At 37.1% G+C, this 21,355-nt stretch carries 14 protein-coding genes and 1 pseudogene; 8 read left to right on the forward strand and 7 right to left on the reverse strand.

Annotation, left to right across the window (positions count from 1 at the left end):
- The first annotated feature begins 26 nt into the window (after positions 1-26).
- The 7 genes and pseudogenes from IEV57_RS01315 to IEV57_RS01355 all read left to right on the forward strand — a co-directional run bounded on the left by IEV57_RS01315 (position 27) and on the right by IEV57_RS01355 (position 11,241).
- On the forward strand, positions 27-3,419 hold the full coding sequence (locus tag IEV57_RS01315; protein WP_188438831.1) for a PAS domain-containing sensor histidine kinase: 3,393 nt from the start codon (positions 27-29) through the stop codon (positions 3,417-3,419).
- A gap of 131 nt (positions 3,420-3,550) precedes the next feature.
- Positions 3,551-3,976, forward strand: coding sequence for a response regulator (locus IEV57_RS01320; protein ID WP_229744197.1), 426 nt, complete (start codon positions 3,551-3,553; stop codon positions 3,974-3,976).
- A gap of 89 nt (positions 3,977-4,065) precedes the next feature.
- Positions 4,066-7,578, forward strand: a pseudogene (locus tag IEV57_RS01325) (PAS domain S-box protein).
- Complete coding sequence (locus tag IEV57_RS01340) at positions 7,565-7,963, forward strand: response regulator (RefSeq protein ID WP_188438839.1); 399 nt, start codon at positions 7,565-7,567, stop codon at positions 7,961-7,963. Before IEV57_RS01325 ends, IEV57_RS01340 begins: the two are co-directional and overlap by 14 nt.
- 66 nt (positions 7,964-8,029) lie before the next feature.
- Positions 8,030-9,034, forward strand: a complete 1,005-nt coding sequence (locus tag IEV57_RS01345; RefSeq protein ID WP_229744198.1) for a cellulase family glycosylhydrolase — start codon at positions 8,030-8,032, stop codon at positions 9,032-9,034.
- Between the two features lie 223 nt (positions 9,035-9,257).
- Positions 9,258-10,604 (forward strand): PhoH family protein, encoded by a 1,347-nt coding sequence (locus IEV57_RS01350; protein WP_188438841.1) that lies wholly within the window; start codon positions 9,258-9,260, stop codon positions 10,602-10,604.
- Between the two features lie 337 nt (positions 10,605-10,941).
- A complete protein-coding gene (locus tag IEV57_RS01355) occupies positions 10,942-11,241 on the forward strand; it encodes a hypothetical protein (RefSeq protein WP_229744199.1) in 300 nt (99 codons plus the stop codon).
- Positions 11,242-11,300: 59 nt separating this feature from the next.
- Here the strand turns inward: IEV57_RS01355 and IEV57_RS01360 are convergent, their stop codons facing one another.
- From IEV57_RS01360 to IEV57_RS01390, 7 genes are all read right to left on the reverse strand, one after another.
- Positions 11,301-12,056 (reverse strand): LytR/AlgR family response regulator transcription factor, encoded by a 756-nt coding sequence (locus tag IEV57_RS01360; RefSeq protein ID WP_188438844.1) that lies wholly within the window; start codon positions 12,054-12,056, stop codon positions 11,301-11,303.
- Positions 12,057-12,205: 149 nt separating this feature from the next.
- Positions 12,206-12,943, reverse strand: coding sequence for a LytR/AlgR family response regulator transcription factor (locus tag IEV57_RS01365; RefSeq protein ID WP_188438846.1), 738 nt, complete (start codon positions 12,941-12,943; stop codon positions 12,206-12,208).
- A gap of 13 nt (positions 12,944-12,956) precedes the next feature.
- Positions 12,957-14,009: a sensor histidine kinase gene (locus tag IEV57_RS01370; RefSeq protein ID WP_188438848.1), complete on the reverse strand. Its 1,053-nt coding sequence runs from the start codon at positions 14,007-14,009 to the stop codon at positions 12,957-12,959.
- Positions 14,010-14,099: 90 nt separating this feature from the next.
- Positions 14,100-16,928: an excinuclease ABC subunit UvrA gene (uvrA, locus tag IEV57_RS01375; protein ID WP_188438850.1), complete on the reverse strand. Its 2,829-nt coding sequence runs from the start codon at positions 16,926-16,928 to the stop codon at positions 14,100-14,102.
- Positions 16,929-17,068: 140 nt separating this feature from the next.
- On the reverse strand, positions 17,069-18,757 hold the full coding sequence (locus IEV57_RS01380) for an AsmA family protein (protein WP_188438852.1): 1,689 nt from the start codon (positions 18,755-18,757) through the stop codon (positions 17,069-17,071).
- A gap of 83 nt (positions 18,758-18,840) precedes the next feature.
- Positions 18,841-19,785 (reverse strand): lytic transglycosylase domain-containing protein, encoded by a 945-nt coding sequence (locus IEV57_RS01385; protein ID WP_188438854.1) that lies wholly within the window; start codon positions 19,783-19,785, stop codon positions 18,841-18,843.
- 3 nt (positions 19,786-19,788) lie between these two features.
- A complete protein-coding gene (locus tag IEV57_RS01390; RefSeq protein ID WP_188438856.1) occupies positions 19,789-20,520 on the reverse strand; it encodes an LOG family protein in 732 nt (243 codons plus the stop codon).
- 195 nt (positions 20,521-20,715) lie between these two features.
- Between IEV57_RS01390 and IEV57_RS01395 the strand changes: the two genes are divergently transcribed.
- The gene (locus IEV57_RS01395; RefSeq protein WP_188438858.1) at positions 20,716-21,309 is read left to right on the forward strand and encodes a YkgJ family cysteine cluster protein; all 594 of its coding nucleotides are present in this window, start codon (positions 20,716-20,718) and stop codon (positions 21,307-21,309) included.
- Positions 21,310-21,355: the final 46 nt, after the last annotated feature.

Below are 21,355 nucleotides of genomic sequence, written 5' to 3' on the forward strand. Positions count from 1 at the left end.
GCTCATTAGGAGACTGGTTTTGTCAGATGGATATAGTAAAAGGGAATTATTTAAGAGAAGAATTGTATGATTTGGTCAAAAAAGACGAAAGCATTTTTGATTTTATCCAAGAGGTTTGTCTAGATGGAATGTGGTATTGGGATATTGAAAAACCTGAGAATGAGTGGATGAATGCTAGGTTTTGGCAAGTATTGGGATACAATCCTGCTGAGATGCCACATACTCCAAGTGCCTGGCAAGGGATAATCAATTTGGATGACCTTAAAGTAGCAACAGATAATTTCCATAGACATCTTTCTGATGAGAATTATCCATATGATCAGACGGTAAGATATACGCACAAGCAAGGTCATATCATTTGGATCAGGTGTTATGGAAAAGCTATTCGTGATCAAAAGGGGACTCCATTAAGGATGTTGGGCATTCATCAAAATATTACAGCCCTAAGAGAGGAACAAATAAAATTGCAGACTATTCTTGAAGATTCGGGTGTTGGATATTGGGAAATGGACATTTCTACTGGAGCAACCATCTGGAGCGAAATGGTCTATAGCATACATGAAGTCCCGAAAGATTTTGAGCATCATAAAGAAAATGGCTTGAATTTTTACCATCCTGATTACAGAGAGATTATCTCAAATGTAGTTTCTGATTGTATAAATAATGATACACCTTTTAGCTTAGAATGTATTTTAATCACAGGAAAAGGAAATCAGAAATGGGTAAAAGCCTCAGGTCGCAAAGTTGGAGATAAACTTTTAGGTGGTTTACAGGATATTACCAGTATCAAAAATAATGAGCTAAAATTCAAAGGTATTTTTAATTCCACTTTTTCCTTCATTGGTTTTATGAATACCAAGGGCATCTTGTTGGAGGCGAATGATACGGCTTTAAATATGGCAGGTTTACAGCGGGGGGATGTAATTGGGAAGTATTTTTGGGATTGCTACTGGTGGCAGATATCCACTAAAACGCAACAAGAACTCAAAGCAAACTTTCAGAGAGTACTTTCTGGAGAAACATTAGAATATGAAGTAGCAGTTTGGATAGCAAATCAAAGCCCAATCACTATTCTTTTCAGCCTCAAGCCAATTTTTGATGAAAAGGGAAATGTAATTTACATCATTCCTGAAGGGCGTCCTATTCAGGAAATCATTGATACCAGACGAAAATATAAATCGGTGATAGAAGGAACTCTTGTAGGAACGTGGGAGTGGAATGTTCAAACTGGAGAAACTGTTTTCAATGAGCGATGGGCAGAAATGTTGGGGTATACATTAGAAGAGTTAGCGCCTATAAGTATTGAAACTTGGATGATGCTCGCACATCCTGAAGACCTAGAAGAATCAAGTCTCCGACTGAATGTCTGCTTTCAGCAAAAATCCGAATTCTATGAAATGGAGTCCCGAATGAAGCATAAAAGTGGGCACTGGGTTTGGGTCTATGATAGAGGAAAAGTGTTTGAATGGACCGAAGATGGCAAGCCTTTAATGATGTATGGCACGCATCAGGATATTAGCAAAAGAAAAGACGCTGAACAACTAAAGAACCAAGTTTTAGAAAGGTTTGAGTTGATAGGTCAACATATACCTGGAGTGATATATCAGTTCCAACTCAATCCAGACGGATCTTCTTGTTTTCCTTATGCAAGTACAGGAATCGAAAATATCTACGGTTTAACACCAGACCAGGTAAAAACAGATGCGAGTTTTGCTTTTAAGTCGATTTATCCAGCGGATTTGGAAAAAGTCACGCTTAGCATCCAAGAATCAGCAAGCAACTTGACGCAGTGGCGTGATATATATCGTACCATATTACCTTCTGGGAAAACGATTTGGGTAGAAGGAAATGCAACACCATACAAAAATACAGATGGAAGTATAATTTGGCATGGATACATTCAGGACATCACGATCAGGAAACAAAAAGAAGAGGCTCTTACGATTAGTGAAGTAGCTTTCAGGGGAAATTTTGAAAATGCTGCCATAGGTATGGCCTTGCTAGATCAAAATGGCAAGTGGTTAGAAGTAAACGCAAGGCTTTGTAAAATCGTGGGATATTCCGAAGTAGAGTTAAAAAACCTTACTTTTCAAGACATCACTCATCCAGAAGACCTCAATGCAGATTTATCATTTTTGAATGAATTGATCAAAGGTGAGAGAAGTCATTATCAAATGGAAAAACGATATTTTCACAAAAAGGGACACATCGTTTATATCATGTTAGCAGTATCTATGGTAAAAGATAAAGAAGGTAATATTGTATACTTTATCTCCCAGATTATAGATATTTCTATGCTAAAACGCGCTGAAATGAGGTTGAAAGCCCTTTTGGCAGAAAATCAAGCATTAATGGAAGCAACTACAGAAGTTGCTTTCGTTTCGACTGATAAAGATGGTGTAATATTGAACACCAATGTTGGGGTACATAAACTTTTAGGATTTGAAGCAAAGCAGCTCGTTGGTCAATCAATAAAACAAATTTTATTTTTAGATGAAGAATGGGAGAAAGCATCGATAGAAACGCTAAAGGGTCTAACTGGTAAAGAAGAGGATAGGGAATTGTTAAATGCATTTGCTAATGATAGTAGGTATAAAAGTAAAGAATGGACATTTAAGCAAGCCAATGGATCAACAATCGATGTTTTGATATCAATAACTGAAATCAAACTAGAAAACCTTACAAAAGGATATTTATTTGCTGCAACCGACATCAGTCATATTAAATCTATTCAAGGACAGCTCGAGCAAAAAAATGAAGAGCTCGAACAGTTTGCCTATATCGCTGCACATGACTTAAAAGAGCCGCTGAGAGGTATTACCACTTACCTTTCTATTCTTCAAAAAAGATATGGGGAATTGTTAGATGAAAAGGCAAATAGTTACATCGATAATGCCTACAATAATGCCAATCGAATGAAAGAATTGATTACAGATATTTTGGACTTTTCGAAAACAGGTAATATAGATGACAAACCGATCGAACTTAATGCGCTTTTGAATTCCATCATTTCAAATTATAAAAATGACGTGAAACTTAGTAAAGTGATTTTTACAAAATCAAGCCTGCCAGTGATTAAAGGAGATGCCAGTTCTTTTGTTCAGCTATTCACTAATCTTATTGATAATGGAATCAAGTATCAGCCTAAGGGTCAAGTATCTGAAATTAATATTGATTGGCAAGAAGATGAAAAATGTTGGACCTTTAGCGTAGCAGACAATGGTATTGGTATTGCTCCAGAACATCAGAATAAGGTGTTTGAAATATTCAAACGCTTGCATTCAGACACAGATTATAGTGGTACTGGCATAGGACTAGCCAGTTGTAAAAAAATTATTTCAGCCTATCAAGGAAAGATATGGTTTGAGTCAAATATTCCTCAAGGTACAGTTTTCAAATTTACAATTCCCAAATCGTAGCCACTAAAAACAAATAAATTTGATTAACATTTTATGATAAAATATGAAATAATATACTAATTATGTATTTTAATGTGGCTTCTCTTACTAATTATTGATAGCAGCAAATTGAATCAAATCAAATGAAAAAAATGAACATACTTTTAGTCGAAGATAACAAAGAAGACGCTTTTTTAATCAGAGAAGCATTAGAAGAGCAACAGTTTTTGAAGGAATTCTATCACGTTGTCAATGGATTGGAGGCGATAAAGTTTCTCAAAAAAGAAACACCATATGAAAATGTGAAAGGTCCTGACTTGATCTTGATGGATATCAATATGCCACTCATGGATGGGCATGAAGCTTTGCAACGAATCAAGTCAATGGAGGCTTTCAAACAAATTCCTATTTTGATGCTGACCACGTCTTCTAGAAAACAAGATATCCTGAAAGCATATAAAGAACAATCCAGTTCCTATATCGTCAAGCCAGAAGACATATATGGTTTAGACAACCTTGCAGAAGTAATAAAATCTTACTGGAGTAAGATAGTGATGCTTCCACCAACTGACGACTAATTGTTTAATGAATAAAAAGCACTCTTTTTACTTCAATAATCCTTCAATCTATGATTGAATATTATAAGTAACCTATTAAATCCAAATTTATGCAAAATCCAAAAATCCCATCAAACGAGGAAGAAAGACTAAAAGAGTTGGCGTCTTTTCAGATAGTAGGGATTGAAGAGGATCAAGACTTTGATTTCATTACTGAGATGGCAGCCAAGATTTGTGGCACCAAAATTTCACTGATCAGTTTAGTCACAGCAGACAAGCAGTGGTTTCTTTCTCACCATGGATTAGAGGTGAAAGAGACTTCAAGGGATTTTTCCTTTTGTGCTCATGCAATTCATACCCCAAATCAGCCGTTTGTGGTGGAAGACGCCAGACAAGATGAGCGATTTTCTGGCAACCCATTGACAGAAGATGATCCGAATGTGATTTTTTACGCGGGGATTCCGCTTGTTTCCCAAAATGGATTACCATTAGGTTCGCTCTGTGTTATTGATGATGTTCCCAAAAAGCTTACTGCTGATCAACTCAATCAGCTACAGCGTTTAGCTAATCAGACCATTAAACTTTTTGAACTTAGACGAAGTCAAAATGAAATGACTGCGTTGAATTTAGAATTGCAAAAAAATATTGAGTTTTTCAAAGAAACTGAACAGGCAAATAGTATAGGGTCATGGGAGCTTGATATCAAATCAGGTCAGACAAAATGGGCCGAAACTGTGTATAGAATCCATGAAGTTGACTTAGACTTTGATCACAATAAGCACAATGGCATAGAGTTCTACCATCCCGATTATAGGAAAATAATCATTGATGCACTTACTGATTGCATGGAGCTGGGTAAGCGCTTTGATGTCACCTGTATTTTGATTACTGCCAAAGGAAATCAACGTTGGGTGAGAAGCACAGGTAAAAAACTAGGAGAAAAAATTATTGGCAGTTTTCAGGATATTACTGAAATCAAGCAAAACGAGCTTAAATTCAAAGGTATTTTTAACCTCACCTTTAGTTTTATAATGTTTCTTGATGATAAAGGTGTCCTTCTAGATGCTAATGATACAGCTATCAATATGGCTGGTCTCAAACACAGCGATGTGATAGGCCGATATTATTGGGATTGTTACTGGTGGCAAATATCAAGTAAAACAAGACAAGAGCTTAAAACAAACTTTGAAAAAGTTCTTCTAGGGGAGACTATTATTCATGAAGTTGAAGTTTGGGTAGCTGATCAAACACCTATCACTATTTTATTTAGCATGAAGCCTATTTTTGATGATGGAGGTAAAGTAATCTTTGTCATATCTGAGGGTAGGCCTGTCCAAGATATAGTAGAAGTTAGAAATCGATATCGGGCTGTTTTGGAAGGGACTCAAGCGGGTACATTTGAATGGAATATTGATACGGATGAAGTATTCATCAACGACCGTTTTGCTGAGTTACTCGGATATACTGTCGAAGAATTGCAGCCAATTACTTTTGATAAATGGCTCAATAATGCCATGCCAGAAGATCTTTTGAAAGCGCAAGATGTAATTAAGAAGTGCTTTAAAAAAGAAAAAATGTTTTTTGAGCTAGAAATGCGCATGAAGCATAAAAGCGGTAGCTGGATATGGGTGAATGTCAGAGGAAAAATATTTGAATGGTCAGCAGAGGGCAAGGCTCTGAAAATGTACGGTACACTAATCGAGATATCAGGGAGAAAAAATATAGAATTAAAACTACTTGAAGAAAGATCTCTATTGCGAACTATAATTGATAGTAGCCCAGATGCAATTTATGTCAAAGATTTGGAAGGGCATAAATTGATCGCAAATAAAGCAGATGTAGAATTATGTGGAGCACGCACTGAAGAAGAAGTTTTGGGTAAAACAGATGATGAGATCTACCCTCCTGAAGTCTCTATTGGCACATCACAGGCAGAAGAAAGGGTACTGTTTTATGGTGAAAGCCTACTCAATGAAGAAGGAGTATTGACAGATAAAAATGGAAATGAAATTTGGTTGCTCACTTCTAAGTTTCCGATTTATGACCAGAATGCAAAGGTTCGAGGCTTAGTTGGAATGGGTAGAAATATTACAAATAGGAGAAATGCCGAGCAAGAGTTGATTTATAACAAAAGCTTACTTGAGACTTTGTATGTTCTCTCTCCTATAGGAATAGCTCTTAATGATTATGAAACAGGAAAGTTCCTAGACGGAAATCAAAAACTCTTGGAACCTACAGGATATACCAAAGAGGAGTTTATGGCATTAAGCTATTGGGATGTTACACCAAAGGAATACGAGCCTCTTGAAATCGTGGCCTTGAATCAAATGCAGTCAAAGGGTAGTTTTGATCTTTTTGAAAAAGAGTATATTCGCAAGGATGGGTCTCGCTACCCTGTGGCATTGCAAGGCGTGGTAGTGGAAGATACGAAAGGTAAAAAACTAATATGGTCTTTTATTAGAGATATTTCTGAAGAAAAGGAGTCAAAAAGAAAACTCCAAGAAGCCTTGGCAAGACTCAAAGCTATACTGGATGCGAGTACACAGGTTTCTATTATAGCAACAGACAAGAATGGAGTCATTTCCCTTTTTAATTCTGGAGCAGAAAAATTAACAGGTTACAAGGCAGAAGAGCTGATAGGAAAGTATACCCCACAGGTTATTCATCTGGATTCAGAAGTTCTAAAAGAAGGAGAGGAACTATCTGAACAAGAGGGTAGACTTATTTCAGGTTTTGATGTCTTTATCCATCATGCAGTAAAAGGAAAGTTTAACACTAAGTAATGGACATATAAAAGAAAAGATGGATTTACGGTTCCTGTATTACTTTCCATCACTGCGGTTGTCCAAGAAGGGGAGATTACAGGCTACCTAGGTGTAGCGGCAGATATTTCAGAGCTAAAAAGGGTAGAAATTGAAATCAAGTCTTTGTTAGATATTACACAGGACCAAAACAAGAGATTGAGGAATTTTGCACATATAGTTTCGCATAATCTTCGTTCACATAGTTCGGGTATTTCAGGTTTATTAGATATTTTTCAGTTCGAAAACCCAGAGCTGAAAGACAATGAACTCTTACAACTTGTCCACCAAGGAGCAGATAACTTGATGCAGACTGTGGAAGACCTCACGGAGGTCGTAAATGTAAATCTAAGTAAAAAGGAAAAGGCTAAAGTTAATCTTAAAAGAATCGTCCAAAAGAATATAGATAGCCTAGCTGCACAGATAAGCCTTTCAAAAGTAACGGTCAATAACCAGGTAGATAGTAAAGTAGAGGTTGAAGGAATCACGGCTTATTTGGATAGTATCACGCTTAATTTTATCACGAATGCCATAAAATATAGGTCGATGGAAAGACCTGCCAAGCTTGACATCCTCACCGATGTTACTGATGATAAAGTGATACTTTCCTTCAAAGATAATGGTCAAGGAATCGATCTTGAAAAGTACGGAGATCAGCTTTTTGGTATGTATAAAACATTCCACCAACATGATGACTCTAGAGGTGTAGGATTATTTATTACAAAAAATCAGATTGAAAGTATGGGTGGGACAATTGAAGTAGAAAGTGCAGTAGGAGTTGGAACTACCTTTAAAATCATTTTACCCTATGAAAAAAATTAACCTCGCTTGCATCATTGAAGATGACCCAATTCACCTGATGCTTACAAAAAAGTATATGGAACTTTCTGGCATGGTAGACAATATCATGGTCTGTAAAGATGGATTTGAGGCCTATAATATGCTTAGTGCCATTATTCAGTCGGGTAAAAATTTACCCGAATTGATCCTCTTAGATTTGAATATGCCAAATTGGGATGGCTGGAAATTTTTAGATGAATTTATAAAAATACCCGTTGAACAAAAAATCACGATTTATATTCTGACTGGGTCAAGTAAAAAGGAAGATTTACTGATGGCGAAGAAATATGACCTGCACGGCAATTATCTTATCAAACCAACAGACCTTAGAAATCTTAAAGAGATGTTAAATAACTTGAAGGCATAATTCTTAATAACTAAATAGAGCAAAGTGAAGTCGGGGATTATAAAACGTATTAAGTGTGTTATTCTTTTGGGTCTTTTTTTTTCATGTACTCAAAAAGAAGACCCAAGTGATTCAAATTTCCCAATTCCGGATCTTTCTACTTTAACTTTTGCCATAGATAAAGGCTCCATCCTATATCATCAAGAAGAAATACGATATAAAGGAGTCAATGCCATGCAGACATTTGGTCTCAATGACCCAAGATTGATGAATGATTGGCAGGTTAAAATTGTCAGAGAATTTATCGGCAACTTAAGAGAACAGCCAATAGCCGGAAACCCTATTCAGGGAAGTGATGGAGTATGGTACCATCCTCTTCAAACAATCGTAGATCAGAATAGAGCACATGGCATAGTCACGATACTCTGTCCATTTGGATGGGTAGATGAAGCTGGCAATCAAGAGCTTATCACCGGTATGAATCCTGCTCAACAAAACTTCTATCCAGCATACAAACAAAAGATGAAGGAGATAGCCAAGCACTTCAAAGAACAGCCTGACGTGTGGATTCAAGTATGGAACGAGCCTTACCATTGGGATAATCAGAATGGATATACACATGATCGGTGGCTGAATGACATGGTGGATATGGTCGATAATCTCCGCAGTATCGCTTCTTTTTACAATATAATTTTAGTTCCAGGTAATGAACAAGGCCAATCAGAAGAAGTAATTTTGTCTAAAGGCAATCAACTTCTAGAAGGGAGGTTCAATATCCTATTTGATATTCATGCCTATGAAAAGTGGCTATTGAATTCCAGTAAAGAGAGTATTGTAGCCAGGCTCAATGCAGTGAAAAGTAAGAACTTTGCTTTTGTCATTGGTGAAATTGGAGTACAAAATGTCGGTGATCCAATGCCAGTCTCACATTTTCTTGAAGCAGCAGAACACACAGACGTTTCTGTGCTTGGATGGTTATGGAATCAAAATGAACCCTACAAAAATGCCCTTCTTACAAAAGATGGTGTTGAGCATGCCACTCCTGAGAATAATTATTGGGGAAAAGTATTCAAAGCGTTTTTGAGTAATTAAAAATTTTAGATCATTTGATAGATTTTCATCTACTCAAGCTTAAAGTTCTAATGCTTTTTGTGTTAAAAATAAAATTACTAAGAAAGAGAATTTATAAGGCTGAAAATCAATCTTATAACTATTATTTTGAGCCTTGAATATCTATTTTTCTGGAAATGCATGGTAATCCTACTATTATTTTTTTAACTTATTGACAGCTAACAACCATTAAAATTTTCAACCTATGCCTAGAGCTAAATCTGATAAAGACCGTAAAATCTTTGTGCTCGATACTTCAGTTATTCTGTATGCACACAACAGCATCATGAACTTCGCTGAGCATGATGTGGTCATCCCGATTACAGTATTGGAAGAGCTCGATCAATTTAAAAAAGGAAACGATACCAAGAACTTTGAGGCGCGGGAATTCATCCGACTTTTGGATAATCTTTCCAAGGACAACATGATCCACAATTGGACACCTCTCAATGGCAAGACGAAGGGGTATTTCAGGATTTTGATGAATCCTGACAACAATATCAATGCAAACGAAATCTTTGGCGAGGAAAAAAATGATCACAAAATCCTCAATGCAGCACTTCACCTTAAGCAAACAGAGCAGGGAAGAAAAGTGATTTTAGTAAGCAAGGATATCAATCTTCGCCTCAAAGCAAAATCACTCGATATCTATGCAGAGGATTATGAAACAGGTAAAATAAAAAATCTTGACGAACTCGAGAATACAGGAAAGTTCTTGATTGAAAATGTAGATGTGGATATCATCAACAAGCTTTATGATTCACATCATGTGGAGGGAAAGCTGATTTTTGGTAGGAAAAAGATAAAGTCCAACGGCTATTATATCCTGAAAAATGAAAAAACCTCTGTACTAACTTACTTCAATGCCGAGGATAATACCATGGAACGGGTGGATAAGCAATTGGCTTACAGTGTCAAGCCAAAGAATGCAGAGCAGACTTTTGCACTCCATGCGATCATGAATCCAAGGGTCAAATTGGTCTCTATTCAAGGTGTAGCTGGTACAGGAAAAACGTTATTAGCATTAGCTGGAGCACTTGAGCAAAGAAGAGATTACAAACAAGTGTACTTAGCAAGACCGATTGTTCCCTTGAGTAATAAGGATATTGGATTTCTCCCAGGTGATATCAAATCTAAGCTGAATCCTTATATGGAGCCGCTTTGGGATAACTTGAAATTTATTCAAAATCAGTTCAAAGAATCCGATAAAGAATATCAAAAAATTACTGAGTTGATCAATCAGGAGAAATTGGTCATACAGCCTTTAGCCTACATTCGCGGAAGGTCTTTATCAAACATCTTCTTCATCGTTGACGAAGCACAAAACCTGACACCGCATGAAGTAAAGACGATCATAAGCAGAGCTGGAGAAAACACAAAAATCATCTTTACAGGAGATGTTTTTCAAATAGACACGCCTTATCTTGATTCTCAAAGTAATGGTCTTTCCTATCTCATAGACAGAGTAAAAGATCATCCCCTCTATGCACATATCAAGCTAGAAAAAGGAGAACGCTCTGACTTGGCCAATTTAGCCAACGAGTTTCTTTAAGAATTATAGAACATCAGCTCAAGACCCGTCAGCTTTTCAAAGTTGACGGGTCTTTTTTTGAATTTTTAACAAAAGCAGATTAAACTTTAAAGGTCCTTATTCACCTTTATTTTTGTATCATTTTCAAAAATTGATTGTTCGATAACGGACATATAAGCTTTTTTAAATAACACATAATAAACTGTTAATCAATATTTTATAAAATAAGGATCAGATTTTGGCATAAGATAATTGTCCGCATTTGGAATGGACAGAAATTAAAAAACCTTACAAAAAAAATAATATGAATACTTCAATTTTAACTCAGAAAAATGTGTGTGCCTTTTTAGGATTAATCATGGCACTTACGATCGTTTTTAGTGCTGGTGCACAAGAAAACAAGGTACTTGGTGAGCAGTTGACTTCGGTCCATGCTAATGAAATTAGACAAGAGGCAGAAACTTTGTCAATGCATATAGAATTAGATTTACCTGACTTAAAGGCAGAGCCTGTTATTACTTTCATCAATAAAAATGGAGAGGTGATCGCAGAGTTTTACGGTGAAAAATCAGACTTAGAGAGTAAGTTCCATGAACTTTTCAAAAAATGCCAGTTTCTAACAGCTTCAGGTAAGCACGAATTTTACTTGGCTAGCTAAGTTTTTAAAATTTTTGATTTAATGATAAAAAAAGAAGGTGAGTCTTGCTCACCTTTTTTTTAACTTTCAGTAATTGTATTCAATTTGGCTAGGAAGCTATTATAGTACTGTCTTCCGACTTGTACGACCGCTCCAGATTCCAGTGTGATTTCTTTGGTATTGAAGTTTTCGATTTGCCCTAGTTGTACAATAAATGATTTTTGTACCCTCAGGAAAAGGTTGGAAGGAAGTTTTTCCTCCATATCTTTCATCGATTTTCTAATGGTATAGTTCCGGTGTCTTGTAAAGATGGTGACCATGTTGCCATTGGCTTCTACATAATAGATATCTACATAAGGGACTTTTTCATAAGCATTATCCGCTTTGATGTAGACAGCATCTGTTACTAAGTATGGGCTTTCATCTTTTGATTTGACAGAAGCTTGGTCCGATACAGGGTTGATTCGCTTATTATAAAGAACAATCTCTACAATAGCATGAATATCATTGGTGTTGAAAGGCTTCACGATAAAGCCTGCTGGATTTATTCTTTTTGCTCTTTCGATGATAGTCGGGTCACTATAAGAAGTCACAAAAACCAATGGTACATCTACCATTTGTTTCAGGATTTCGCCCAATTCAATACCATCTTTATCACCTTTCAGTTTGATATCCATAAATATCATATCAGGGCGATATTTCTTTACAATTTTGATTGCCTGATTTGCAGAGTTTGCGATATCTATGTTGACATAGCCTAAAAGTTCTAAAATCTCCTCGATATTTTCGGCAATATTTACATCGTCCTCAACGATCAGAATTCTTTCCTCTTTCATAAGTGGTTTATGGGAAATGTTACGTTATTAGGATTAACAAATAGGTTTTTATGTGTATAAAATCCTATATAAGATTCTATTTACAAAAATATGTTTGTAGAATCAATAATTTTAAACTTTTTTATTCTCTTTTGAAATAGTCAAAAGAATTAAAGACTCATCATGTCTTTGAATCTTGCCGCTTGTCTTCTACTAACCTCGATTCTATCTCCACCTTTGAGTGTGACTACAAGTCCACCATTAAACCAAGGCTCTATGGCTTCCACCCAACTCAAGTTGATGATGTGCTTTCTACTCGCTCTAAAGAATGCTTTTTCATCTAATCTTTCGTCAAGAGCATTCAATGATTTGTGAATCATTGGTTTGTTGTTTTCAAAATAAACTTTGATGTAGTTTCCGTCTGATTCAAATAGCCTCACATTGATCAATTTTACGAACCAACATCTGTCTCCATCTTTTACAAAGACCTGATCGTCTAAGGTTAGCTTCTTGTCCTCACTTTTGCTTGAAGATTCTTCACTGTGTTGAACTTGATCTTGAAGCTTCTTTTGAAGTCGCTCTATGGCTTCAGAAAGCCTTTTTGGTTCTATTGGCTTTAATAAATAATCTAATGCATTGACTTGAAATGCTTTCAAAGCATATTCATCGTAAGCGGTAGTAAATATTACATGAGGTACATTGTCCAATTCTTCTAGTAGATCAAAACCTGTCTTCTCAGGCATTTGAATGTCCAAGAAAACAACATCTGGCAAGAGCGCGTCTATTTTCTCTTTTGCATCATCCACGTTGGCAGCTTCGCCTACAACTTCTACATGATCATATTGAGATAATAAATTGATTAGCTCTTTTCTTGCTAATCTTTCATCGTCGATTACTAGTGCTCTCATTGTTTTTTAAATTTTAACCTAATGTAAGGCTTTGTTTTGGAATTTTTATTTCAGTTATGACAAAATCGTTACCTGAATTGAATATTTTGAAGGTTGCACGCTCACCATAAATTAATTTCAACCTTTGAATGGTGTTTGTGATGCCATGCCCTTCTCCGTTTTTCTTCTTTGCAAATGGTTGACTTTTCAGCTGTCCGCTATTTTTGACCTGAATATACAAGTCATCAGTCAATCCTTCATAGCATTTGATAATGATTTCACCTCCTTTGAGCCGGTTTGAAATTCCATGCTTGATGGCATTTTCGACAATAGTCTGCAGCATCATGGGTGGAATCCTGTAATCATAGGCTTCATTCTCTATTTCGTATCGCACACTTAGTCTTTCTTCAAACCTGATGGTTTCTAGATTAAGATAATCTTTGACTGTGTTGAATTCATTTTCGAAATCGATTACCCGTTTCTTGTCCATCATCAAAGAAAAACGGAGAATATTCGAAAGCTGTGTTATAGCTGATTTGGCCTTTATTGGATCTTCATCTACAAGCGCGCGAACACTGTTGAGCGCATTGAAAATGAAATGTGGATTGAGCTGACTTTTAAGGTGATTTAGCTGTATTTCATTGATTTTAGCTTGATACTTTAGACTTTGGTTATAATTGTCCAAAAAGTGAAAGAGAAAATAAAGCATCACCCAAAGTGAATAAAACAAGAAGCTGACAAATATATTCCCAGCAATACTCACTGGTCTGAAATCAGCTACAGGATTGAGTATATCAAAGCCCCAGTTGATGATGATCTGAGCAACGGTATTCGATATACCGAGTACCAATAGCGCAAGAAAAGTATTCCATATGAGCTGACCGAAAGTTAGGTTGAACCAACCATATTTATTGATAACATATCTAAGTCCATGGGTAGAAATCAGATAAAATGCAGCCAAAGTCAAAAAAGCACGAATCTGAACAGAAGAAATCCCACGCTCTAAAGACACAAGAAAAAGGTTGATCAGCGCAAAGGCCAACCAACCTAGTATCTGTAGTATCCAATATAGTCTTGTCTTGTTCATGTTCAGTATCAAAGATAATCACACTAAAGTAAGACCTTATAGCAATTATATCAATGGAAGCTCAGCATGTTTGATAGTCAAATTGTGATTTTAGGCTAATTCTTCTTTTAAGAATTTTGCAGTGTAGCTGCTTTTGTGTTTGGCAACTTGCTCTGGAGTTCCTTGCGTCACAATTTCTCCTCCCTTTTGCCCCCCCTCAGGACCTAGATCTACCACATAATCTGCCACCTTGATGATGTCCATGTTGTGCTCAATGACAAGTACTGAGTTTCCTTTATCAACCAATTTATTCAAAACCTCTAAAAGATGCTCAATATCTTGAAAATGTAGACCCGTGGTGGGTTCATCTAGGATATAGAAAGTTTTTCCAGTATCTTTTTTTGAAAGCTCGGTTGCTAATTTCACCCTTTGAGCTTCTCCACCTGAGAGTGTCGTAGCATGTTGACCAAGTGTGATATATCCTAGCCCAACTTCATTTAGCGTTTGTATCCTTCTAAGAATCCTAGGTTGAAATGTGAAGAATTCTACTGCTTGCTCTACAGTCATATCTAACACATCCGAAATAGATTTTCCTTTGAATCTTACCTCTAAAGTCTCTCGGTTGTAGCGCTTTCCTTTACATGTTTCACAAGGAATATGCACATCAGGTAAGAAATCCATCTCGATGAGCTTCATACCCGCACCTTCACAGTCTTCACACCGTCCTCCCTTCACATTAAAGCTAAATCGCCCTGGTTTGTAACCCCTGATCTTTGACTCTGGTAGATCGGTAAACAAAGCCCGGATATCAGTAAATACACCTGTGTAAGTCGCAGGATTTGATCGAGGCGTTCTGCCAATTGGCGACTGATCCACTTCAATTACCTTATCCAAAAGATCGAGACCAATTATTTCTTTATGTTCTAATGGCTCTTTTTTAGAATTGTAGAAATGTCTATTTAGTAAAGGAAAGAGTGTCTCATGAATCAAAGAACTTTTTCCTGAACCAGAAACACCCGTCACGCAAATCATGCTGCCGAGTGGCAGTTTAAGAGTTACATTTTTAAGGTTATTTCCACTCGCTCCTTTCAAAGTCAAAAACTCCCCATTTCCTTTTCTTCTTTTCTCAGGTGTTTTGATCTTCAGGTCTCCAGAAAGATATTTAGCGGTGATACTTTTTTGTTTCAAAAACTCGGTGGGTGTTCCAGAAGCGACAACTTGCCCGCCATGTCGGCCTGCTCCGGGTCCAATATCCACCACAAAATCTGCATCCAGCATCATGTCTTTGTCATGCTCAACCACAATGACTGAGTTGCCCAAATCTCGCAAATCCTGCAAAGCTTTGATCAGCTTGACATTGTCCCTTTGGTGGAGGCCAATACTCGGTTCATCTAAGATGTATAAAACCCCAACCAGCTGAGTCCCTATCTGCGTAGCGAGTCGGATTCGCTGTGCTTCTCCACCTGAAAGTGTACGCAAAGGGCGATTAAGTGAAAGATAATCTAAGCCAATATCTAAAAGAAAACCAATACGCTTCCTAATTTCTTTCAATACTTCTTTACCGATAAGATTTTGCCTTTCGGTCATTCTAGACTCTACATCTTCAAACCAATTGCCAAGTGTAGTGATATCCATCACCGCCAGCTCTCCTATATGTTTTTCAGCTATTTTGAAGTGAAGGGCTTCTTTTTTCAATCTATATCCTTCACAATCAGGGCATACTTTGGTCGTGGTAAATTCACTCACCCATTGTTGGATTTTGTCAGAACTTCCCTCTTGTTGTTTGGTCAGAAAGTTGACAATTCCCTCAAAAGTTGTCGTCCAAGTGGTTCCAGGATATTTGACAGACCCCACTTCTACTTCCATCTTGTCTCCATAGAGTAAGATGTCCACGACTTCTTCTGGCAATTTTCCTATCGGAGTGGTGATGCTACACTTATATTGTTTGAGAATTGCTTCTATTTTTTTAAAAATCCAGATATCTCTAAACTCTCCCAAAGGGGCAATTCCTCCTCTTGTGATGCTCAATTTTGGATCAGGGATTATATTTTCCTTGGTGATTTCTTCGATTACTCCTAGACCATTGCAAGAAGGACATGCACCATAGGGACTGTTGAATGAAAAAGTGTTTGGAGCAGGTTCGTCATAGGAAAGTCCTGTGGTCGGATCCATCAAGTATTTTGAAAAATGATGGATATTTCCTTCTTCATCTCTCAACATGATGATGCCTTTCCCATGTTGAAGAGCTGTTTTCAATGATTGGGTGATTCTGAACCGGTCTTCTTCTTCAGCTATAATTCTATCGACGACAATTTCGATATCGTGAATTTTGTATCGGTCAACTTGCATTTTAGGAATGACATCCATGACCACACCATCTACACGCACTTTTGAAAAGCCCATTTTACGGACTTGCTCAAAAAGCTCTCTGTAATGACCCTTTCTTCCTTTTACTATTGGTGCGAGGATATATAATTTCTTTCCTCCAAAACTCTCAAAAAGTTGCTCGACAATCTGATCTTCTGTCTGACGGATCATCTTTCTGCCTGACAAATAAGAGTATGCTTCTCCTGCACGAGCATAGAGTAAGCGCATGAAATCGTAAATTTCTGTAACTGTGCCTACTGTAGACCTTGGATTTTTAGAGGTGGTTTTCTGCTCAATAGAGATTACAGGTGAAAGCCCATTGATTTTATCCACATCTGGTCTTTCCATTCCGCCCAAAAAGGAGCGTGCGTAAGCAGAAAAGCTTTCCATGTAGCGTCTTTGTCCTTCTGCATAGATGGTGTCAAAAGCCAAAGAACTTTTTCCACTGCCGCTTAGGCCTGTAATTACTACAAGCTTGTTTCGAGGAATGTTAATATCTATATTTTTGAGATTGTGCTCGCGTGCACCATAGATCTCAATGTATTCTTGTTTTTCGGTAATTGGTTCTGTCATGGAGGGGCTAAACCTTTATTTATCAAGCTTGCAAAAATAGGGATTTAAATCCGTGCTTCCCAAGAGGATTACAGATTCATAAACCGCATTCAGGCTATTTGGTTTAGCGGATTTGGCAGAACTTGATTTTTATTCTTACTTTATTTTGTAGTATCAGCGTTTTCGTTGGCACTTTTGATCATGGCAGCTTTGTCTTCACCCGTTACGGTAGATTTGATACCTGAAAAAATCAATTGCCACCAATAATTGAAGTCTGATTTATGTTGAATTCGTTTTGCATAGACGACTCCTTTCTGGAGCTCGCCATTTTTTCGTGGATTTTGAGACTTGATTATTACCTTACTCGCAATAAAGGAACCAATTCTTCTAAGTAGATTTTTATCTTTTACAAACTCATCATTAAGGAGCTCAATTTCCAAATTGTCATACCTCACGATTACTTCCCCCTCACCATCGTAATCATTGGCAAAAACATTGAAATCTAATCTGTCAATTACGCCTGATTTGATGCGAAGCTTTGCCTCAGGTTCCACCATACTGTTGATTTCCTGAAGAGCGATTCTGCCTAGATTTCCCCTAATATTGAAGTTTCCCAAAGAATCGTCTAAAACATAATTGATTTCGATGTTGACTTTTCCTTTACCCATCAACATCGCCTCGGCATTTATTTTCAGGTTATTTTCTTCTTGGTGTACACCATTTTTATGATTGCTAATGCTGCTAATATTGGCATTTAGATCAGAAAAAAAGATAGTTCCAGTTTTTGGAGAAGCATTATCGGGACGTTCTTCTATCAATATATGAGCATTTTTCAGTTGGGTGTTTTTAATATGAATGCTGGTGTTTACGTTTTCGAAGATTTCGTGAACCATCGCAGGTCTTTTGTCAAGATTTTCAGCGACTCTTTTATTCGTAAAGGATTCGAGCTCCATATTACTTGCAATCAGTGAATCTATTTCGAAGACCCCTTTTCTTAAAAATGAATCGAAATCCATTCCTTTGACTTCTAGATTTCCATTCTTAAGTTGAATCCAGCCTTTTCTCTTGTCGAAAGATGTGGTATATGCATACTTATCGAGTTTATTCAATAAATCGAAATGCTCAATATGCATCGTTTGATCATTGGTATCGAATTTAAGATTTTTCAATGAAGCTACTTGTCTAAATTCGTCGAAGTGAAGATTGACTCCACCGATTTCTCCATGAACAAGTGCAACATCAAAAAGTGAAGCTGGATTTTGGATATCCTCCTCAGTCAATACGAACCCTTGTGCAGATACTGATAAATCGATAATATCGAGTCTTGTAGAGTCATTTCGACTATCCCTATTTTGGAGGTTGAAATTTTTCAAAGCAATGGACTTGACTCCGATTACATCATAATCTTTGTTTGACTTTTCCCTTTTAGCTTGGGGTTTTTCCAGATTCAATGAATCCATAGGGGGAGTCAAGGTAACCACATCAAGGTTTTCAAGGCTTGCTGAGTCTATTTCGATCGAGTTGTCCAATAAAAAACTTGCCCATTTGAACCCCGTAATTTTCGCTTCTTTCAAATGAAGATTTACTTTGACTTGATCTGTTGGGATTTCTTCGGTAGGGCCAATTTTGATATCGTTGATCTCTAGGTAAGTGCCGAAGTAGTTATAATCAAGTTTGATTTTGCCAAATGTCACTTGATGATTTCCAAAACCACTTGTTCTGGTGATCATATTGCTGACGATTCTATCAGCATTATTATTGAGGTAGCTGTTGATGAGAAATGGAACCCCTCGGAGCACTAAAACAATGACCACAATAAGTCCAAGTAGGGCATAAATGATCTTCTTCATAAAATGACAATAAAAATTAAGAGTTGTATGCAGTTAAGATATCAACAATAATGGAATAAGAAAAAATATTTTTTTGCTTAAAATCAAACAGGAAGCTGAATTAGGTAATCTTTACCTCTAGCAGTTTTTAACTTACCTGATCTAAGCCAAGGATTAAGAATTTTTAAGTCTTTGTAGCTACTGTTGTGTTGAATTGCCCACTCGGCTAGATCATTTATATTTTGATCAACCTTTACTTCTCGAGTTAGGGGAAGCTTATAGAAATCTTCAGCTTTAAGATTGAAGCCAAATTTCTCTGGGTTTTCAAAAATCTCTTTGAAAGCCAAGACTCTAAAAACATAGCGGCTTGTCTCGTCATTCAGCAAAAGGTCATAATAGTTACTCTGCCTTTGATCAATTTTTCTTCGAGAAAGCCCTCCCATTCCCATATTATAGCTCGCTGCTACAGAAGTCCAACTTCCAAATCTTGCGTATGCAGCTTTGATATATCTGCAGGCAGCATGCGTAGATTTTTCCAAGTGATATCGCTCGTCGACATCATTGCTAACTTCTAAATCATATTCTTTGGCAGTGGCCGGCATAAACTGCCAAAATCCTTTTGCGCCAGCAGAGGATGTAACGTGAAGAAGTCCCGACTCAGCTATAGCCAAATATTTGAAATCCTCTGGAATATTGTGCTCCTTCAATATGCGCTCTATTGTGGGCAGATATTTCGCAGAGCGCTTCATCAAGAGAATCATGTTGGACTGCCAATAGGCATTTACATAAATTTCCCTTTCATATCGCTCCCTGACCTCTTCTATTTCTAGCGGTACATTTTCACCTGCGAAATCAATTTTTTCTGGAAGGGCAAAAAGTTTGGCTCTACTATCAGGAATCATCATCCGGAGATTCTCCCCATCCTCTTGCTCGATTAAGACTTCGTCATAATTGATATCAGCTTGTTTATTCTGTGGTTGATACAGAAAAAACAAGCCAAAAAGCAGGACAAGGAGTCCGTAGATGATATATACATGGAATTTTTGCAATTTTTAATAATTTGGGGAAAGTAAATATTTGCTGTAGAATTCGTCTATAACTTTTACCGCCTCTGTTGCATCTTCTACCACGGAAAAGAGGTCTAAGTCCTCTTCGTTGATGTTTTTGTTTTCTAACATGGTGGTTTTTAGCCAATCGACTAATCCTGACCAGTAAGATTTACCAACTAGGACAATAGGAAACTTTCCGATTTTGTTTGTTTGAATCAATGTCAAGGCCTCAAATAATTCGTCTAAAGTCCCGAATCCTCCTGGTAAAACGACGAAGCCCTGTGCATATTTGGTAAACATCACTTTTCTTACAAAGAAGTAATTAAATGTGATCAGCTTATCAGGATCGATGTAGATATTATTGAATTGCTCGAAGGGAAGTACTATGTTGAGACCAACAGACTTTCCGTTTTCTGAATGCGCACCTTTGTTCCCTGCTTCCATGATACCTGGACCTCCTCCTGTGATTACACCGTAGCCGTGTCTCACAAGTTTGGCAGCGATTTCTTCGGCCATTTTATAATAATGATGGTCACGAGGTGTCCTTGCAGATCCAAAAATGGAGACACAAGGGCCAATTTTAGATAATTTTTCGAAGCCTTCGACAAATTCAGACATTACTTTAAAAATTGCCCAAGAGTCTGCACTTTTAATCTCGTTCCAGTCTCTTTCTTTGAAAGCTTTTCTGATTCTTTCTTCTTGTTGAGGATCGATGTTTCCGTTTTGTTCGCTCATAATTATTTACTTTAATAAAAAAACGATTAATAGCCGCTTAAAAATTACATTAAGCCGCCAAAGTTATATTTTTCTTTTACACTAGAGAAATTAACCCTAGTATTAATTGAATTTAGAGCAAAAAAGTTGCGTGAAAAAATATTTTGCTTTACATCAGAACTGGAGTTACCTTCGCAGACTTTTATTGAGTTGTATATGAATTTACGTGAAAAGTCGCTGGAAGTCAGGCAGGTATTTACCGAACTGGATATTGAAATAAAAGCATTTATGGAGCAAAGTCAGCTGTCTTGTGTCAGTGGCTGTGGCGCCTGTTGCGCTAATCCGAATGTCCACGCATCAGTACTGGAGTTTTTACCGCTTGCCTTCGATCTTTATGAAAAAGGCAAAGCTGAAAAAGCACTTGAATTGCTTGACGAAGTAGGGGAAGATGCGAACTGTATCATATATAAGTCGTTTAGCGAAGACGGTAAATCTGGGTTTTGTTCTGATTATGCAAATAGGGGGATGATTTGTAGACTTTTTGGAAGTGCAGCCAGAAGAAATAAAGAAGGTAAAAAGGAACTCATTACCTGTAAGATTATTAAAGAGCAAAAGGCAGAGCTTTATCAAAAGTCGTCATTGGCGATTAAAGATGGCGCCGCAGTACCTTCTAGTGGTGATGCTTATTCTCAACTGTACAATATTGATTTTCAGTTGACCCAAGAGCAATTCCCTATCAATATTGCAATTAGAAAAGCCTTGCAAACCGTCTTGACTTATATGTACTATACAGAAAACAACGAGGTATGATGGTGGATTTTTTTTGTAGCCAGCTTTTTGCTGTATATTGTATTGT

This window comes from Belliella aquatica, assembly GCF_014637795.1.
GTDB classification, from domain to species: domain Bacteria; phylum Bacteroidota; class Bacteroidia; order Cytophagales; family Cyclobacteriaceae; genus Belliella; species Belliella aquatica.